The sequence below is a fragment of the Methylomonas lenta genome, from assembly GCF_001644015.1.
GTDB lineage: Bacteria > Pseudomonadota > Gammaproteobacteria > Methylococcales > Methylomonadaceae > Methylomonas > Methylomonas lenta.
In genome coordinates, this window is record NZ_LUUI01000104.1 from 1 (window position 1) to 15,269 (window position 15,269).

The 15,269-nt window shown below is 46.9% G+C and carries 13 protein-coding genes; 10 read left to right on the top strand and 3 right to left on the bottom strand.

Features of this window, described 5'->3' with window-relative positions; genetic code table 11:
• Nucleotides 1-52 precede the first annotated feature (52 nt).
• From fabV to A1359_RS11295, 9 genes are all read left to right on the top strand, one after another.
• Nucleotides 53-1,243, top strand: coding sequence for an enoyl-ACP reductase FabV (gene fabV, locus A1359_RS11255; RefSeq protein ID WP_066982531.1), 1,191 nt, complete (start codon nucleotides 53-55; stop codon nucleotides 1,241-1,243).
• A 189-nt stretch (nucleotides 1,244-1,432) separates the two neighbouring features.
• Nucleotides 1,433-3,526 carry an ABC transporter substrate-binding protein gene (locus A1359_RS11260; protein ID WP_066982534.1) on the top strand — a complete coding sequence of 698 codons (2,094 nt, stop codon included), beginning with the start codon at nucleotides 1,433-1,435 and terminating at the stop codon, nucleotides 3,524-3,526.
• 190 nt (nucleotides 3,527-3,716) lie between these two features.
• Nucleotides 3,717-4,010 carry a toxin gene (locus tag A1359_RS11265; RefSeq protein WP_066982537.1) on the top strand — a complete coding sequence of 98 codons (294 nt, stop codon included), beginning with the start codon at nucleotides 3,717-3,719 and terminating at the stop codon, nucleotides 4,008-4,010.
• The gene (locus tag A1359_RS11270) at nucleotides 3,997-4,344 is read left to right on the top strand and encodes a hypothetical protein (RefSeq protein WP_066982540.1); all 348 of its coding nucleotides are present in this window, start codon (nucleotides 3,997-3,999) and stop codon (nucleotides 4,342-4,344) included. Before A1359_RS11265 ends, A1359_RS11270 begins: the two co-directional genes overlap by 14 nt.
• Before the next feature lie 68 nt (nucleotides 4,345-4,412).
• The gene (locus tag A1359_RS11275; protein ID WP_066982543.1) at nucleotides 4,413-5,390 is read left to right on the top strand and encodes an ABC transporter permease; all 978 of its coding nucleotides are present in this window, start codon (nucleotides 4,413-4,415) and stop codon (nucleotides 5,388-5,390) included.
• Nucleotides 5,390-6,730, top strand: coding sequence for an ABC transporter permease (locus tag A1359_RS11280; RefSeq protein ID WP_066982546.1), 1,341 nt, complete (start codon nucleotides 5,390-5,392; stop codon nucleotides 6,728-6,730). The genes A1359_RS11275 and A1359_RS11280 overlap by 1 nt, the downstream gene beginning before the upstream one ends.
• A 52-nt stretch (nucleotides 6,731-6,782) precedes the next feature.
• Entirely contained in the window at nucleotides 6,783-7,754 is a 972-nt protein-coding gene (locus A1359_RS11285) for an AAA family ATPase (RefSeq protein WP_066982548.1), read from the top strand.
• Nucleotides 7,754-10,333 carry a S8 family peptidase gene (locus tag A1359_RS11290; protein ID WP_066982551.1) on the top strand — a complete coding sequence of 860 codons (2,580 nt, stop codon included), beginning with the start codon at nucleotides 7,754-7,756 and terminating at the stop codon, nucleotides 10,331-10,333. Before A1359_RS11285 ends, A1359_RS11290 begins: the two co-directional genes overlap by 1 nt.
• Nucleotides 10,333-11,934: an ABC transporter ATP-binding protein gene (locus tag A1359_RS11295; protein WP_066982554.1), complete on the top strand. Its 1,602-nt coding sequence runs from the start codon at nucleotides 10,333-10,335 to the stop codon at nucleotides 11,932-11,934. Before A1359_RS11290 ends, A1359_RS11295 begins: the two co-directional genes overlap by 1 nt.
• 83 nt (nucleotides 11,935-12,017) lie before the next feature.
• Here A1359_RS11295 and mepA read toward each other — a convergent pair whose 3' ends face one another.
• Entirely contained in the window at nucleotides 12,018-12,866 is an 849-nt protein-coding gene (gene mepA / locus A1359_RS11300) for a penicillin-insensitive murein endopeptidase (RefSeq protein ID WP_066982557.1), read from the bottom strand.
• A 567-nt stretch (nucleotides 12,867-13,433) separates the two neighbouring features.
• Between mepA and mtgA the strand changes: the two genes are divergently transcribed.
• Nucleotides 13,434-14,093: a monofunctional biosynthetic peptidoglycan transglycosylase gene (gene mtgA, locus A1359_RS11305; protein WP_332310083.1), complete on the top strand. Its 660-nt coding sequence runs from the start codon at nucleotides 13,434-13,436 to the stop codon at nucleotides 14,091-14,093.
• 12 nt (nucleotides 14,094-14,105) lie between these two features.
• Here mtgA and yjgA read toward each other — a convergent pair whose 3' ends face one another.
• A complete protein-coding gene (yjgA, locus tag A1359_RS11310; RefSeq protein ID WP_066982563.1) occupies nucleotides 14,106-14,702 on the bottom strand; it encodes a ribosome biogenesis factor YjgA in 597 nt (198 codons plus the stop codon).
• A gap of 1 nt (nucleotide 14,703) precedes the next feature.
• Entirely contained in the window at nucleotides 14,704-14,883 is a 180-nt protein-coding gene (locus tag A1359_RS11315) for a hypothetical protein (RefSeq protein ID WP_083960605.1), read from the bottom strand.
• Nucleotides 14,884-15,269 lie beyond the last annotated feature (386 nt).

The window sequence follows — 15,269 nt, forward strand, 5'->3', positions numbered from 1 at the left end:
TTGTCAGTACAACTACATTCCTAATTTTTAATGGCTTGATTTGAGGAGCAACATGATTATCAAACCTCGTGTACGCGGATTTATGTGCGTTACTACCCATCCTGTCGGCTGTGAAGCCAATGTCAAACAGCAAATCGATTATGTCAAAAGCTTTGGCACTATCGCCGACGGCCCGAAAAACGTGCTGGTTTTGGGCGCTTCCACCGGCTATGGACTGGCTTCGCGTATCGTCGCCGCATTCGGCTCGGGCGCTAAAACCTTGGGGGTTTTTTTCGAGCGTGAAGGCACAGCCGATAAAGCCGGTACGCCAGGTTGGTACAACTCTGCGGCTTTTCATAAATTCGCCGAAGCAGAAGGCCTTTACGCCAAAAGCATCAACGGCGACGCCTTTTCTGACGAAATCAAGCAAAAAACCATAGCTGCCATCAAGCAGGATTTTGGCAAAATCGATTTGGTGATTTATAGCTTGGCTTCGCCTCGCCGTACCCATCCAAAAACCGGTGTTACTCACAATTCGACCTTGAAACCGATCGGCAAGGATTTAGTACAAACGGGTATCGATACTGACAAAGAGATCATCAAATCCTTTACCTTACCGGCGGCGACTCAGGAAGAAATCGACAATACCGTGGCTGTTATGGGCGGTGAAGATTGGCAAATGTGGATCGATGCCTTGGCCGAAGCCGGTGTATTGGCGGATGGCGCTAAAACCTCGGCATTTACCTATCTGGGCGAAAAAATAACTCAGGATATTTACTGGGACGGCACCATAGGCGCCGCCAAAAAAGATTTGGATAAACGCGTTATCGATATTCGCAGCAAATTGGCGACCATCGGCGGCGATGCACGGGTTTCGGTATTGAAAGCCGTAGTCACGCAAGCCAGCGCAGCAATTCCGGTGATGCCGCTGTATTTGGCGCTGCTGTTTAAAGTCATGAAGCAAGCAGGCACACACGAAGGCTGCATCGAACAGGTTAACGGCCTGTTCCGTGACAGTCTTTACAACGCCAACCCGCTACTCGACGACGAAGGTCGTTTGCGTGCCGATTTAAAGGAATTGCAACCGCAAGTGCAAGACCAGGTCAATGCTTTATGGCAGCAAGTGAATAGCGACAATATCAACGAACTGACCGATTTTGCCGGTTATAAACACGAGTTTCTCAAGCTGTTCGGCTTTGAAATAGACGGTGTGAATTATGAGGCCGATGTGAATCCGGAGGCACCGATAGCCAATATGGCTTAATTAGCCGGCTGTCTGTTGTCGGTAGAGACGTAAAATTTTACGTCTCTACATCCCAATAGACCCATGGTTGTCTAATGCCTGTTACCCCGGCACTGATGTAGAATGCCGACAAGTTTTTCCTGTTTCTGTCGCCTAATTGTCAACACTTTGTCGTTCCCCAAAATCAGCAATTTTCTTCTGGCGCTGTTGATGTTTTCGCAAACCGCTTGCGAACTGTCCCAGTTGAACAACCCCTACCCCGAGTCCGATCGCGGGCAGTCCATCTTGTACTCGTCGTTTTCCGAACGACCCAAGCATTTGGATCCTGCAGTAGCCTACAGCAGCGATGAGTATGGTTTTATCGGTCAAATTTACGAACCGCCGCTGCAATATCATTATTTAAAACGTCCCTATCAACTGCAACCTTTGACGGCGACGCAAATGCCAAACGTGCGTTATTTGAACAGCCAAGGCCAGCCGTTACCGGAAACGGCCAGTGAGCAAGAGATTGCTTACAGTGAATATGTAATCGATATCAAGCCAGGTATTCGTTATCAGCCACACCCAGCGTTTAGCCAGGATGCACAGGGACAGTTTCTATATCACAACTTAACTGATGAGCAATTAGCGAACATCAATACCTTGGCAGATTTTTCGGTACAGCAAAGCCGTGAATTACTGGCTGAGGATTATGTGTATCAGATCAAACGCCTGGCCTATCCAAAAATCCAGTCGCCGATTGCGGAATTGATGGCCGGTTATATCGACGGTTTTACCGAGTTTGCCCAGCAAACTGCCAGCGTACCCATAGCCGAGTTAAAAGATCAAAAGCTGCGTGGTGTGGAAGCCCTGAGCGACTATCAATACCGTATCCGCATCAAGGGTAAATATCCGCAATTTCAATATTGGCTGGCGATGCCGTTTTTTGCCCCCATGCCGTGGGAAGCCGATGTTTTGTATGCTCAGCCTGGATTGAAAAACAAAAATATCACGCTGGACTGGTTTCCGGTCGGTACCGGGCCGTATTGGCTGGCAGAAAACAATCCGAATCGACGCATGGTGCTGGCAAAAAACCCCAATTATCACCCCGATTTTTATCCCAGCGAAGGCGATGCGGGCGACAAAGAAGCTGGCTGGTTAAACGATGCCGGCAAGCCGCTGCCGTTTGTTGATCAGGTGGTGTATACCCTGGAAAAAGAAACCATTCCGTATTGGGCTAAATTTTTGCAAGGCTATTACGACGCCTCCGGCATTGCCTCGGATAGTTTCGATCAGGCCGTGCAGTTCTCCGGCAGCGGCGATCCGCAATTGACACCACTGATGCAGGAAAAGCAGATTCAGTTACAAACATCGGTAGCTACTTCGGTGTTTTACATGGGCTTTAACATGCTGGACCCACTAGTCGGTGGCGACTCGGAACAGGCGCGCAAACTGCGGCAAGCCATTTCTATTGCTGTCGATTACGAAGAATTTATCGCCATCTTTGTCAATGGTCGCGGCGTGGCGGCAGAAGGGGCATTGCCTCCTGGAATATTTGGTTATCAGGATGGCGAAGCAGGTATCAATCCCATCGTCTACGACTGGAAAAACGACAGGCCGCAACGTAAATCCATCGAAAAAGCCAAGCAATTACTGACAGAGGCCGGCTATCCGAACGGCGTCGACCCGAAAACCGGCGAAGCTTTATTACTGTATTTCGATACGACGGCAACTGGCGCCGACGACAAAGCCTTGATGAACTGGTATCGTAAACAGTTCGAAAAACTGGGTATACAACTCGTCATACGCGGCACAGACTACAATCGCTTTCAGGAAAAAATGCGTAGCGGCGCAGCGCAGATTTTCGTCTGGGGTTGGAACGCCGATTACCCCGATCCGGAAAACTTCTTTTTCTTGCTGTACGGCCCCAATTCCAAAGTAAAGCAGGGCGGCGAAAACGCCGGCAACTACGCCAATCCGGAGTTTGATAGTTTATTCGAGCAAATGCGCAACATGGATAACGGCCCTGAACGTCAGATCATCATCGACCGTATGCAAAGCATCTTGCGCCGAGATGCGCCGTGGCTGTTCGGCTATTTTCCCAAGGATTTCGCCCTGCTGCACAGCTGGTACAAAAACCTCAAGCCGGCGCGCATGATCAACAACCGCTTGAAATACAGCCGTATCGATACCGGCTTGCGCGAACAAAAACGCCGGGAATGGAATCATGCCGAATTCTGGCCGTTATTGTTGGGCTTTGTCGTGCTGGGTGTGGCGATTTATCCTGCGATTAGGGCTTATCGACGTCGGCAGCAGGGAACTTAGGGCAGTTGAATGAGGGTTTATGCATATCGCCAGGTTTGGAAGCAAGGCTTTTAAAAAGTCTATGACAACTTTTTTGAATAGAATGGCTTTTTTGTTTGAGGTAAATTGCTTAGTGGTTCAGCTTAATTTTCGATCCGAGTCGCCTTGGCAAGGTGGTGACATTAGGCACACACTTAAGTAAACTCGCCATATGAAACCATTTCGTTGGAATCACGATAAAAATGAACTAATCAAACGAGAGCGTAGTATTTCATTCGAGGAAATCGTACTTGCTATTGAAGCGGATGGTCTGCTGGATGAATTGGTTCACCACAATACAGAAAAATATCCTAATCAACGCATTCTAGTTGTGGCGCTTAACGCTTATGTTTACTTGGTGCCGTATGTCGAAGAGACTGATTATTTTTTTCTGAAAACAGTCATTCCAAGCAGAAATGCTACCCGAGATTACTTGCTGAGGAGCAACCCAAATGAACAAGTTTGACACTGACGAAGAAGAGATTTTGGAGGCTTATGAAAAAGGTGAGCTTCGGTCAACGTCTCCCTCAAAGGAAAATCTGGATAAATTTAAGGCGGCGGCTAGTGCTACTTTTATCAAGGACAAGCGTATTAACATACGGATTTCCTCGGTCGATCTAATGGATATTCAGGTGCGCGCGCTTGAAGAAGGCATTCCCTATCAAACATTTATTGCCAGTGTATTGCACAAATACGCTTCTGGTCGGTTAATCGAGAAGTCTTCCAGTCTCAAGGCACGCACCAATGGAATGGCCCAAAGGCGTGGCAGTAGTTCAAGTCATAAGGCGTCAAACCGGTAAGTTATTTCTGATGAGCCAATCTGCTTAACGTGATATTAACAACGTCCTCAGAATAATCCCAACCAAACATGATCACTTATATCATTCGCCGCTTTCTATACGCCTTGCCGCTGCTGATGGCGGTCAACGTGCTGACCTTTGTGCTGTTTTTTGTGGTCAACAGCCCGGACGACATGGCCCGCATGCAACTGGGACAAAAGCATGTCACCGAACAGGCTATTCAAAACTGGAAGCATCAACACGGCTACGATTTGCCCTTGTTGTGGAATGATGAGCAACAGGGTAGCAAATGCTTAAGCGAAACCATTTTTTACCAAAAATCGGTGAATCTGTTTTTGTTCGACTTTGGTATTTCCGACAGTGGCCGCAACATCGGCACCGACATTCGCCAGCGTATGTGGCCTAGTCTAGCGCTGGCCTTGCCATCATTGATTGTCGGCTTGTTGGTGAATATCACGCTGGCCTTGTTGATGGTGTTGTTCCGCAATACCTACGTCGAACTGAGCAGCAGCGTGTTGTGCGTGATGCTGATGTCGGTGTCGTCGCTGTTTTACATCATCGGTGGCCAGTTTGTCGTCGGCAAAGTGCTGATGCTGGTGCCGATTTCCGGATACGACTACGGCTGGTCGGCGATCAAGTTTTTGATTTTGCCGGTGCTTATCAGCGTGGTGGCAGGCATCGGTTCCGGCGCGCGCTGGTACCGCACCTTGTTTTTGGAAGAGGTCGAAAAAGACTATGTGCGTACCGCCCGCGCGAAGGGGCTTACCGAGACTCAGGTGTTATTCAAACACGTGCTGAAAAACGCCATGATCCCGATTCTGACCGGCGTAGTAGTGGTATTGCCGTTGTTGTTTATGGGCAGCTTGATTATGGAATCGTTTTTCAGCATCCCAGGCTTGGGTAGTTACACCATCGATGCTATCAATCGGCAGGATTTTGCTATCGTTCGCTCCATGGTGTTTCTGGGTTCCGCGCTGTACATCGCCGGTTTGCTGCTGACCGATATTTCCTACACCCTGGTAGATCCACGCGTGAGGTTGAGCTGATGATCGTGTTATGGACTGACGGGTTGATTTACTTTTTGGTCGTGGCCGCTGCGGTGTTGGCGGTTTACATGTCCCGGCAGGCGCATATGCGAAGGCCTTTGCATAAAATCGCCGCCAGTCCGGTGGCGATGGCTTCGTTGACGTTGTTGCTATGTTTTGTGATGATCGGTCTGGCCGATTCGGTGCATTTTAAAGACGGCGACAGCCGTGGCAATGAAGCCATCAGCCTGCTGGATGTGGCTTGCACCACCATGCGCAAACACACGGAAAAAACCTATTCCGCGCCATTTTCCACCCATTTGTATGCCAAGGAAACCATCGCTTTAGATGACGGTACCACGCGTTGGGATTATCCGCGTTTGCAATACGGTGGCGCGTATTTGCAAAACCCTGAAGCGGAATGGGCTGGCGATGTTTTCAAAAAAACGCTAAGTGCGTTTAGTAAAGGCGCAGGTTTATTGCTGATGATTTTGTTGTTGGCCTGGGGCGACAAACATGAACAACGTAGGCGCTTGTCGCGTAGTCGTAGCGCCATTGCGGTGTGGGTTGTAATGTTTGTGATGGTCAGCGGCTGCTATACCTTGTTTTCCCTGTCGGCTTATTATCATGTGCTCGGTACCGACAAGGTTGGCGAAGACGTGTTTTATCAAGCCCTAAAAAGCATACGCACCGGTTTGGTGATCGGCTCGTTGACCACTATGGTCATGCTGCCTATGGCCATCGTATTTGGCATCATGGCCGGCTTTTTCAAAGGCTGGGTGGATGATGTGATTCAATTTGTCTACACCACTCTCAATTCCATCCCCAGCGTGCTATTGATTGCCGCCTCGATTCTGATGGTGCAGGTCTACATGAGCAATCACGCCGAGGACTTTAACAACCTGCTGGTACGGGCCGACATGCGGCTGCTGTTCTTGTGTCTGATTTTGGGCGTCACCAGTTGGACTGGCTTATGCCGCTTGCTGCGAGCGGAAACCTTGAAATTGCGCGAGATGGAATACGTGCTGGCCGCGCAGGCACTGGGCGTAAAACCGGCCATGATATTGTTTCGTCACATATTGCCCAATGTCATGCATATCGTGCTGATTTCGGTGGTACTGGATTTCAGTTCGCTGGTACTGGCCGAGGCGGTGCTGTCCTACATCAACATCGGCGTCGATCCCACCACCCACAGCTGGGGCAATATGATCAACAGCGCCCGCCTGGAAATGGCTAGAGAACCGATAGTCTGGTGGTCGCTGGCAGCCGCGTTTGTGTTTATGTTCGCACTGGTGCTGGCGGCGAATTTGTTTGCCGATAGCGTGCGGGATGCGTTTGATCCTAGAAGAGCGAATGTATAATAAAAAGACAAACTTATAATCAATTAAGTAATGAAACTTTGGAATTCCATTTATGGCTAGAGCTGATGTATTAGTTAGCCTAATTCGCTCGGGTAGCAGAGGAGATCAAATAGCGTTTCGCAAAGCAGCGGAATCTTTGATTGCTGACGAGCGAGATAAAGGTCATCGCATTCTGGCTGATAGACTGCAAAACTCTTTCAGTAACGAATTAGTTCCACAGCGTTCTATTTCTGCGCAAAAACAAAATGACTTGGTTTATGAAATAACGCCGAAACGTTTGTTATCGACAGTCTTTGTTCCAGAGCTGGCTCTGGAACAAATTAAAGATTTGATCGAAGAACAGCACCGATCCGAATTGCTGCATGCCTATAGTTTGTCTGCCAGAAATAGAATTTTGTTGGTTGGCCCGCCCGGTAACGGTAAAACTAGTTTGGCAGAAGCGATAGCGACCGAATTGATGTATCCCTTTGTTTCTATTCGCTACGATACATTAATCGGTAGTTACTTGGGTGAAACCGCCAGTCGATTGAAACAAATCATCGATTATGTGAAAACTCAGCGCTGTGTTTTGTTTTTAGATGAGTTTGAAACGATAGGCAAAGAGCGCGGCGATACACATGAAACCGGTGAAATTAAGCGTGTGGTGAGTTCTTTGCTGTTGCAATTGGATGATTTGCCGGATTATGTGGTAGTAATTGCTGCTAGTAATCATCCAGAGTTGTTGGATAAAGCGGTATGGCGGCGCTTCCAGGTAAAAGTCGAATTACCGCTTCCTTCACGCGATAAAATTGCTCTATTTATCGCCGCGATGGAGCAAAAGACATCGGTCAAATTCGGCTTTGCCACAGAAACGATGGCTAAAAAGATGCTAGGGACAAACTTTTCCGAAATTGAAGAACTCTGTCTGGCTATAGTTAGACGAGCAATATTGAGTAAACAAACTGATAATGCCAAAAACATCACCACTGCCGTGTTACATCAGTGGCAAAGCCGATATAAGCCTAAACCACAAGGAATGGAGTAATGGCCGAATTACCGTTATTGATTTTTCCCCAAGCAAAGATTATTGATCCTCCAAAGGGAAGGCAGGGCTTCCCGATACCGAATGCACCATCAAAACAAGTACAAATTTCACGGTTAACGCCACAGTTTGAAAACCTGGAAAAACAATTTCTCGCCGATCAAGCGATGTTGTCGGCTTCGATCACAGGCTTGGAGCCGGAAATGGTGTTGGTGATTGAAACGGCTGGACGCATAGAGGATTTTCAACGCGCGATTGCCAACACTCCCGGATTAGAATGGTTGGCCGAATGGGACGAGGAATTCGAGCCGGATGAGTATTTTTTCAACAAAGACAGCAAACAACAGAAAGCCGATAAGCTTGTTGAAGGTCGGTTGTATCTTGCTATGACCAACCAACAAGGTTTGTCCGAATTGCTAGCCCTTTGGAAGCAATGGCAAAAAACAAACGATTTACCTCCGGGTAAAGCTAAATGGAGAGACGTATTCTCCCAAATCAAGGTTATTCGGCGCTGGGGGATACAAGAGCAATTAATAGAAACCGGTGTTCTCGATATTTGGCGCGAAGATTTGGAGTACGAGGACACCGCACACCAACACATCAATTTCCAAGTAGAGTTTTTTTACCGTAAAGACAGACAGACTAGAAAACAAAACGAAGTAATTTTTAAAACTTTACTGGAAGAATTGTCTGGACAGTTAATCAGTCCATTTCTTGAATACTCAGAAATCGGCTTTCATGCGGCAAAAGCCCAATTATCCAGAAATAGTATTCAAACGATAGTCGAAAAGATTGATCGCAACGAGTTGGATATCCATTTACTGAAGCTGCCGTCGATAATGTTTTTTCGCCCAACCGGACAATCGTTGATCAGTTCTCCCGATGAGACGGCGGCAATTGAAACTGCGCCGGAATATCCAGTCAGAGGCGATCCGATAGTTGCAATTTTAGACGGCGTACCGTTCAGCCAACATACATGGTTAAAAGACCGGTTAATTTTGGACGATGCTGACGAACTGGAAAACGAGTATCAGCCCGGCGACAGAAAACATGGCACTGCGATGGCTTCGTTGGTCATACATGGTGAGTTGGATGCTAACGAAGTTCCGTTAACTAGACCAGTTTATTTTCGCCCTATTTTGCAACCAAACCCGCATGCGCCAAATCGGGATGAACATGTGCCGGACGAGGTTTTTTATGAAGACCGCATCGAACGTGCAGTCAGACGCATGTTTGAAGGTGAAGGGGACGTGCCCCCTCAAGCTACAGCCGTCAAAATCGTCAATCTTTCTTTTGGTGACCCAGCCCGACCATTTATTCATGCCTTAAGTCCATGTGCAAAACTGCTGGATTGGCTGTCATGGAAATATAAGGTGTTGTTTTGTGTTAGCGCCGGAAATTTCAGTGAACCTATTAATCTTGGTGTTTCCGAGGATGAGTTTAATCGTTTGAACGATGCGGAAAAAACTCAAACAACTTTGGCTAAAATCAACGAGATGGCCCATCTTCGGCGGATTATCTCTCCGGCAGAATCATTAAATGCTATTACAGTGGGAGCCAGCCATAGTGATAGCTCCAGCATTTCATATTTAGGTAAACGCGTAGATATTCTTCCGACAACGAAATTATTTAGCCCTACAAACCGCTTAGGCCAAGGCTTTCGACGTTCAATAAAACCGGATATTTTACTGCCTGGTGGCAGGCAGCTATTTAACTTACCACCAATAGGGCATATTTTTAGTGCGTCTTTACCCGGTTCCCCACCAGGACAAAAAGTTGCTGTTGAAGACAATGCAGGAGCTCAGTCGGCTTCGAGTTACACGCGGGGTAGCAGCAACGCTACTGCATTGGCTTCCCGGGCCGGTGCCAAGATTTACGACGTCATCGACAGCCTTAGACATCAAATGCCCGATGGCATACATGAGGATCAAGTTGCCGTTCTGATCAAGGCATTGTTAGTGCATGGCGCATCTAAAGAAGGTGCTGATGACGCACTGGAGCAACACCTAAAAACACCAACTAACTCTCGGCAGTTTAAAAGTTATTCCAGCAAATTTATCGGCTACGGCCATGTGAATGTATCCAGAGTATTGGCTTGTACGGAACAACGAGCAACAGTGATCGGCTATGGGCATATAGGCGAGAAACAAGTCCACGAATACCGTTTTCCGCTACCTCCTTCCTTGGCAAACTCCAAACAGTGGCGGCGTTTAACTATTACTCTTGCGTGGTTCACACCAATAAATCCTAATCATCGCTATTTACGTCAAGCCAAACTGTTTTTTGAAGCCCCTAAAAAAACGGAGGCTCTTAATTTGGAACGGAATGAATCAGACTGGAATCAAGTTAGGCGAGGCACAGTTCAGCACGAAATATTGGAAAGCATCAAAGTTTCCGATTATCAGGAAGGCGATGAATTGGTTATCCCTGTGCAATGCAATGCCGACGCCATCGATAAGCTTGACGAACAAATCCCTTATGCGCTCGCGGTTACCTTGGAAGTCAAAGAAGGTATTAATATCCCAATTTATCAGGAAATTCGCAGTCGTATTCAAACCCAAATCAAGATTGAGCAACGCTAATGCCGCAATCGCTGTTAACAGTCAATAAGCTCACTGTCACATTCGGCCAAAGCAAGGTTGTCGACAACATCAGCTTCGAAATCCGACCCGGCGAAACCTTTGCTTTGGTCGGCGAATCCGGTTCCGGCAAGTCGATTACCGCGCTGTCGGTGCTGCGGCTGTTGCCGAATAATGCACAGATGCGGGCAACAAGCATAGTCCTGCAAGAGCAGGATTTACTGAATATCCCGGAAATCGATTTTTGCCAGTTACGTGGTCGGCGGATTGGTTTGATTTTTCAGGACCCGATGTCGTCACTGAATCCGGTGATGACGATAGGTCAGCAGATTGCCGAAGTGTTGCACATCCATTTTCAGCTATCCAAATCAGAGACTAATCAGCGGGTGCTGGAGTTGTTGCAACAGGTTGAAATTCCCGAACCCGAGCGCCGCATCCACGAGTATCCGCATCAATTGTCCGGTGGTCAGCGCCAGCGGGTGATGATTGCGATTGCGCTAGCCGGCAAGCCGGATTTGTTGATTGCCGACGAGCCAACTACGGCACTGGATGTGACCATACAGGCGCAGATTTTGGATTTACTGAAAAATCTGCAACAGCAGACCGGCATGGCGTTATGGTTGATTAGTCATGATTTGGCGTTGGTATCCAATATTGCCGACCGGATTGCGGTGATGCAAAAAGGCAAGATTGTCGAAACCGCCAGCATCGCAGAGTTTTTCCATCAGGCTCAGCATCCCTACAGCTTGAAATTACTGGCAGCGCTGCCCAAGATGGAAAGTTGTATGGGCCGACCAGAGCAAGCCAAATCGGCTTTGTTGAGCGTAGAAAAATTTAAAGTCTATTACCCGATTCGTAAAGGTATTTTCAAGCGGGTGGTCGGGCATATCAAGGCGGTGGACGGGGTCGATTTTGAATTACATAGCGGCAGCACATTGGCCTTGGTAGGCGAATCCGGTTGCGGCAAAACTAGTTTGGGCAAAGGTTTGTTGAATTTAATCCCGGCGGAAGCGGGACGAGTGTTGTTTGCTGGTGTCGATATGACCCAGCTAAGCGGCGAAACCTTACGTCGTCAACGTGCCGAGATGCAAATCGTGTTTCAGGACCCGTTTGCGGCCATGAATCCCAGAATGTTGGTGGGCGATATCATTGCCGAAGGTTTACGAGCCTTGCGAGCCGAGATTTCCAAACAGGCGATGCAAAATCGAGTTGCGGAGTTGTTATTGCAGGTGGATTTGCCGGTAGAGGCGGCATTGCGTTATCCGCATGAATTTTCCGGCGGTCAGCGCCAGCGGATTTGCATCGCAAGGGCTTTGGCAGTAGAGCCTAAATTAATCATATGTGACGAGCCAACTAGCGCGCTGGATGTGTCGGTGCAAGCGCAAATTATTGAGCTACTTAAAAACCTGCAAAAACAACAGGGCTTGAGTTATTTGCTGATTACTCACAATCTGGGCGTAGTGGCGGAAATGGCTGACGAAGTAGCGGTGATGTATCAAGGCAAGATCGTCGAGCGTGGTGCGGTCGAACAAGTGTTGCTGCGGCCGCAGCATGAGTACACCAAGACTTTACTGGCCGCTGTTCCACAATTGCAAACGACCTAGCCCCTGCGATGGACTTTCTGTTCCGGCCAATTCTTGCTGGCAAGGCTGGCCGGGAGCGTCAAATAATGGATAAGCGGAGAATATCACTGAAGCAAAACCTGCTCGCATAGCGCAGGTAATGGCGGTTTAGGTGGGGCAGGCTTAGTTGGTTTACTCGGAGTTTTGGCTTCGGCAGAAAACCACCAAGCCAAGCTGGCATCGCAACCATCGCCTGCAGGCAAAGCCGCTTGAGCTTGACAGTTGGGGTTATTGTCAGGGCATTTCAGCCGCACATGATAATGATCATCATGCTTCCACCATGGGCGAATTTTTCGCAGCCATACAGCGGATTCTGCGGTTTTATGATCGCATAGTTCACGCTTAATACTTGGATTAACAAAAATCCTGTCGACTTCAGGCTGGCTAGCTGCGATCTGCAGCATTTCTTCATGCTCCTGGGTCCATTGCTGATAATCCACATCATCTGTTCGCATATTCACTACCGAGGTCGCACTCCACGTTTCACGCTCGTTGGCGGTCAGCAATCGATTATCTAATTGTTTTGGCAGCAAAAACCATATATCCACATCCAGACCGGTTTGATGACTGCGATGACCACTAATCGTTGGCCCTCCTCGCGCCTGTCCAAGATCACCCACTAATACGGTACCCAATTTTTCAGCGGCTGCGACTTGGCCTAATTTCTGGATATAGTTAATCAGTGCAGCATGCCCATAAAAACGATTACGCGATAAACGCATGACTTGGTAACCGTTTCCTGATGTAGGCAAAGTCACTGCACCACTGATGCAGCCATTGGTATAGTCACCTATGCTTTGTGAGACTGAATTAAAAGTGGGTGTGGTAATCTTAGCCCAATCCTGAGCTGTTGAACCGGCAAAGCTACTGATGCTATAAAGATAGCTAGCAATGAAAAATAAAATTTTGAACATGGTGTGTTTTTTCTAGCAGGCAGATGAAGAAATCATTAAGCCTTAATGATACACCCTGTAGTTGACTCTGTTAATCTTGATGCCTGAGTGGCTTGACATGATTGAATGAACAGCTGGGAACCAAATGCTTGGCTAAAATCAGCAAACATTCCGATAGAGAGTTTAAATCATCCTTGCCCGAATAAAAGCAGATTCCTTCTGCAATTATCCGGGTTATTCCTTGGCATCTATATTATCCATGTTCACGGGGGAGAGAACTTAAAAATCCCTGACACCTGACATATTAATAGCAATGAGTGTGCCAAAATATAAAATACCTATATTTCATTTACTTACAAAAATAAAAGCTTATTTACTCTAAACACTATGTTATTTGCCGCACCTCAATATGGGATATGCCAATATCCTATTTCAGGTAAATCTAGCATTCGGTTTTCGGCCTTAAATAAGCGATACTAAGTCATATTTTTTAACAAAATCCGCAACTTGAAGACTCATCGACACCCAAAGCGTTATCGCCAATCTGACAGGCATCACCGAGCTATATCCTCATTATCCAAGCGTTTAGTGCGTGTTATGACCTATTCCGTCCTGACGCTGTTGATTATTTCAATCTTGCTTGTGATCGCATTACGCTTTCTGCCTGCCCCAACTTCTGCATTTATGATGCACACACATATCGATGACTTAGTAGAAGGTAAAGCCTTTCAACCTATCAAGCAAGACTGGGTTGATAGCCGAGGCATTTCAAAATACGCTTATTCGGCGGTGATTGCTTCTGAAGACCAGCGTTTTTATCAACATCACGGCTTTGACATAGACGCCATATACAAAGCTTACCAGCAATACCAACACGGCGGTAAGCTTCGCGGGGCCAGCACTATCAGCCAGCAGGTGGCCAAAAATTTGTTTTTGAGTCCTGCACGAAATTTTGGCCGTAAGGCTTTAGAAATCTGGTTTACATTTTTGATAGAAAGCCTGTGGACTAAGGCAAGAATTTTGGAAATGTATTTGAATATTGCAGAATTCGGTGATCATTTATTTGGCATCGAAGCCGCCAGCCAACATTATTTCGGCATATCCGCCAAACGACTTTCAGCTAGCCAGGCAGCATTACTAGCCGCCACACTGCCTAATCCGATCCGCCTTAAAGCGGCACACCCCAGCGCATACTTATTACAGCGTCAACGCTGGATTTTACGGCAAATGCATAATTTGGCTAACTAATGTAACCCGCTACTATACTTCGTCCTCATCATCGGCTTCCGGCTCAATCACTTCATAATCCGTTTGATAAGATGGATCGGCAATCAAATCTTTCAAGTATTTGTAAAGCAATCGCGCAGATTTTGGTGGCTTTTCTTCTTTGAGCTCTTTTTGCGCATTGCGCTGTAATTGTCGTATATGCTGGCTTTCAGCATCGGGATATTCGTTTAAGAATGCTGTTAATTGTTGATTACTGGTATCAGCCAACAATTGATCGCGCCAACGCTCGGCTTGATGGTGCTCTCTAACCGCATGCACACTTTTGTTTTTCATGCGGGCCAACTTTTCCTGCACCGCCTCGGTATCCAGGTTTCTAAGTTGCGAGGTAATGTATTTCAGCAGCCGCTTACGGGCAGAATTGTTGCCCATTTTTCCGGCATCCAGTAAGGCTGCTTCAATGTTGTCCGGCAGATTCAATTCAGCTATTAGCGGCGGTGCCAATTCGCAAATCTCTTCCGCCATGGCTAAAACGACTCCAATTTGCTTTTTTATCTGCGTTTTATTCGGACGGATAGCGTAATGCTCTGCCTCGTCGTCCACATCTTCTTCAAAGTAGTCTTCTTCTCTCATGTCAAACCATTGCAATTAAAAAAAGTACAAACAAAATAACCAGTCCAATAGGTAACACAACGCTTTGCCAATCCGCTGGCGATTGTTTACTCCTAGCCATGGTGGCTTTTATGCCAGGCCTCATCCAAAACAGTAGCAGAACAACCAGAATACCGAGCAGGATATTTTCCATGGTGGACATGATCACTCCAATTTGTGGTGGATATAGAAATAGTTGGTTATTTTCAAACCTGGCAGCATTCTAACAAACCTAGCACGATAGCATGTGGGTTAGCTTAGCGGCAGAAATTAAACACAATCTCCGTATAGAACGATAAGCACCTATTTTAATTAAGAAATTCAGTTATACACAAAATCTGTGGATAACTCTGTGCATAAAATGTCAAAAGTTGAGCTAACCTCCCGGTTTTACTGAGCTTACCTTAAAATGTACAATCATTAATCATGAATTTTAAGCCATACAAATCATGCACTTAAAAATATTACACTCATATCAAGCAGTTAACATGTCAAGCTAAATTTCATTTTTAAATTCAGTTAGTAAAATGTGCATAAGCCAAAAATAAA

Coding starts and splice junctions, on each gene's coding strand:
- A1359_RS11315 (WP_083960605.1), bottom strand. CDS start 14,883: ATGTCCACCATGGAAAATATCCTGCTCGGTATTCTGGTTGTTCTGCTA.
- A1359_RS11295 (WP_066982554.1), top strand. CDS start 10,333: ATGCCGCAATCGCTGTTAACAGTCAATAAGCTCACTGTCACATTCGGC.
- A1359_RS11280 (WP_066982546.1), top strand. CDS start 5,390: ATGATCGTGTTATGGACTGACGGGTTGATTTACTTTTTGGTCGTGGCC.
- fabV (WP_066982531.1), top strand. CDS start 53: ATGATTATCAAACCTCGTGTACGCGGATTTATGTGCGTTACTACCCAT.
- A1359_RS11260 (WP_066982534.1), top strand. CDS start 1,433: ATGTTTTCGCAAACCGCTTGCGAACTGTCCCAGTTGAACAACCCCTAC.
- A1359_RS11290 (WP_066982551.1), top strand. CDS start 7,754: ATGGCCGAATTACCGTTATTGATTTTTCCCCAAGCAAAGATTATTGAT.
- A1359_RS11265 (WP_066982537.1), top strand. CDS start 3,717: ATGAAACCATTTCGTTGGAATCACGATAAAAATGAACTAATCAAACGA.
- A1359_RS11285 (WP_066982548.1), top strand. CDS start 6,783: ATGGCTAGAGCTGATGTATTAGTTAGCCTAATTCGCTCGGGTAGCAGA.
- yjgA (WP_066982563.1), bottom strand. CDS start 14,702: ATGAGAGAAGAAGACTACTTTGAAGAAGATGTGGACGACGAGGCAGAG.
- mepA (WP_066982557.1), bottom strand. CDS start 12,866: ATGTTCAAAATTTTATTTTTCATTGCTAGCTATCTTTATAGCATCAGT.
- A1359_RS11275 (WP_066982543.1), top strand. CDS start 4,413: ATGATCACTTATATCATTCGCCGCTTTCTATACGCCTTGCCGCTGCTG.
- A1359_RS11270 (WP_066982540.1), top strand. CDS start 3,997: ATGAACAAGTTTGACACTGACGAAGAAGAGATTTTGGAGGCTTATGAA.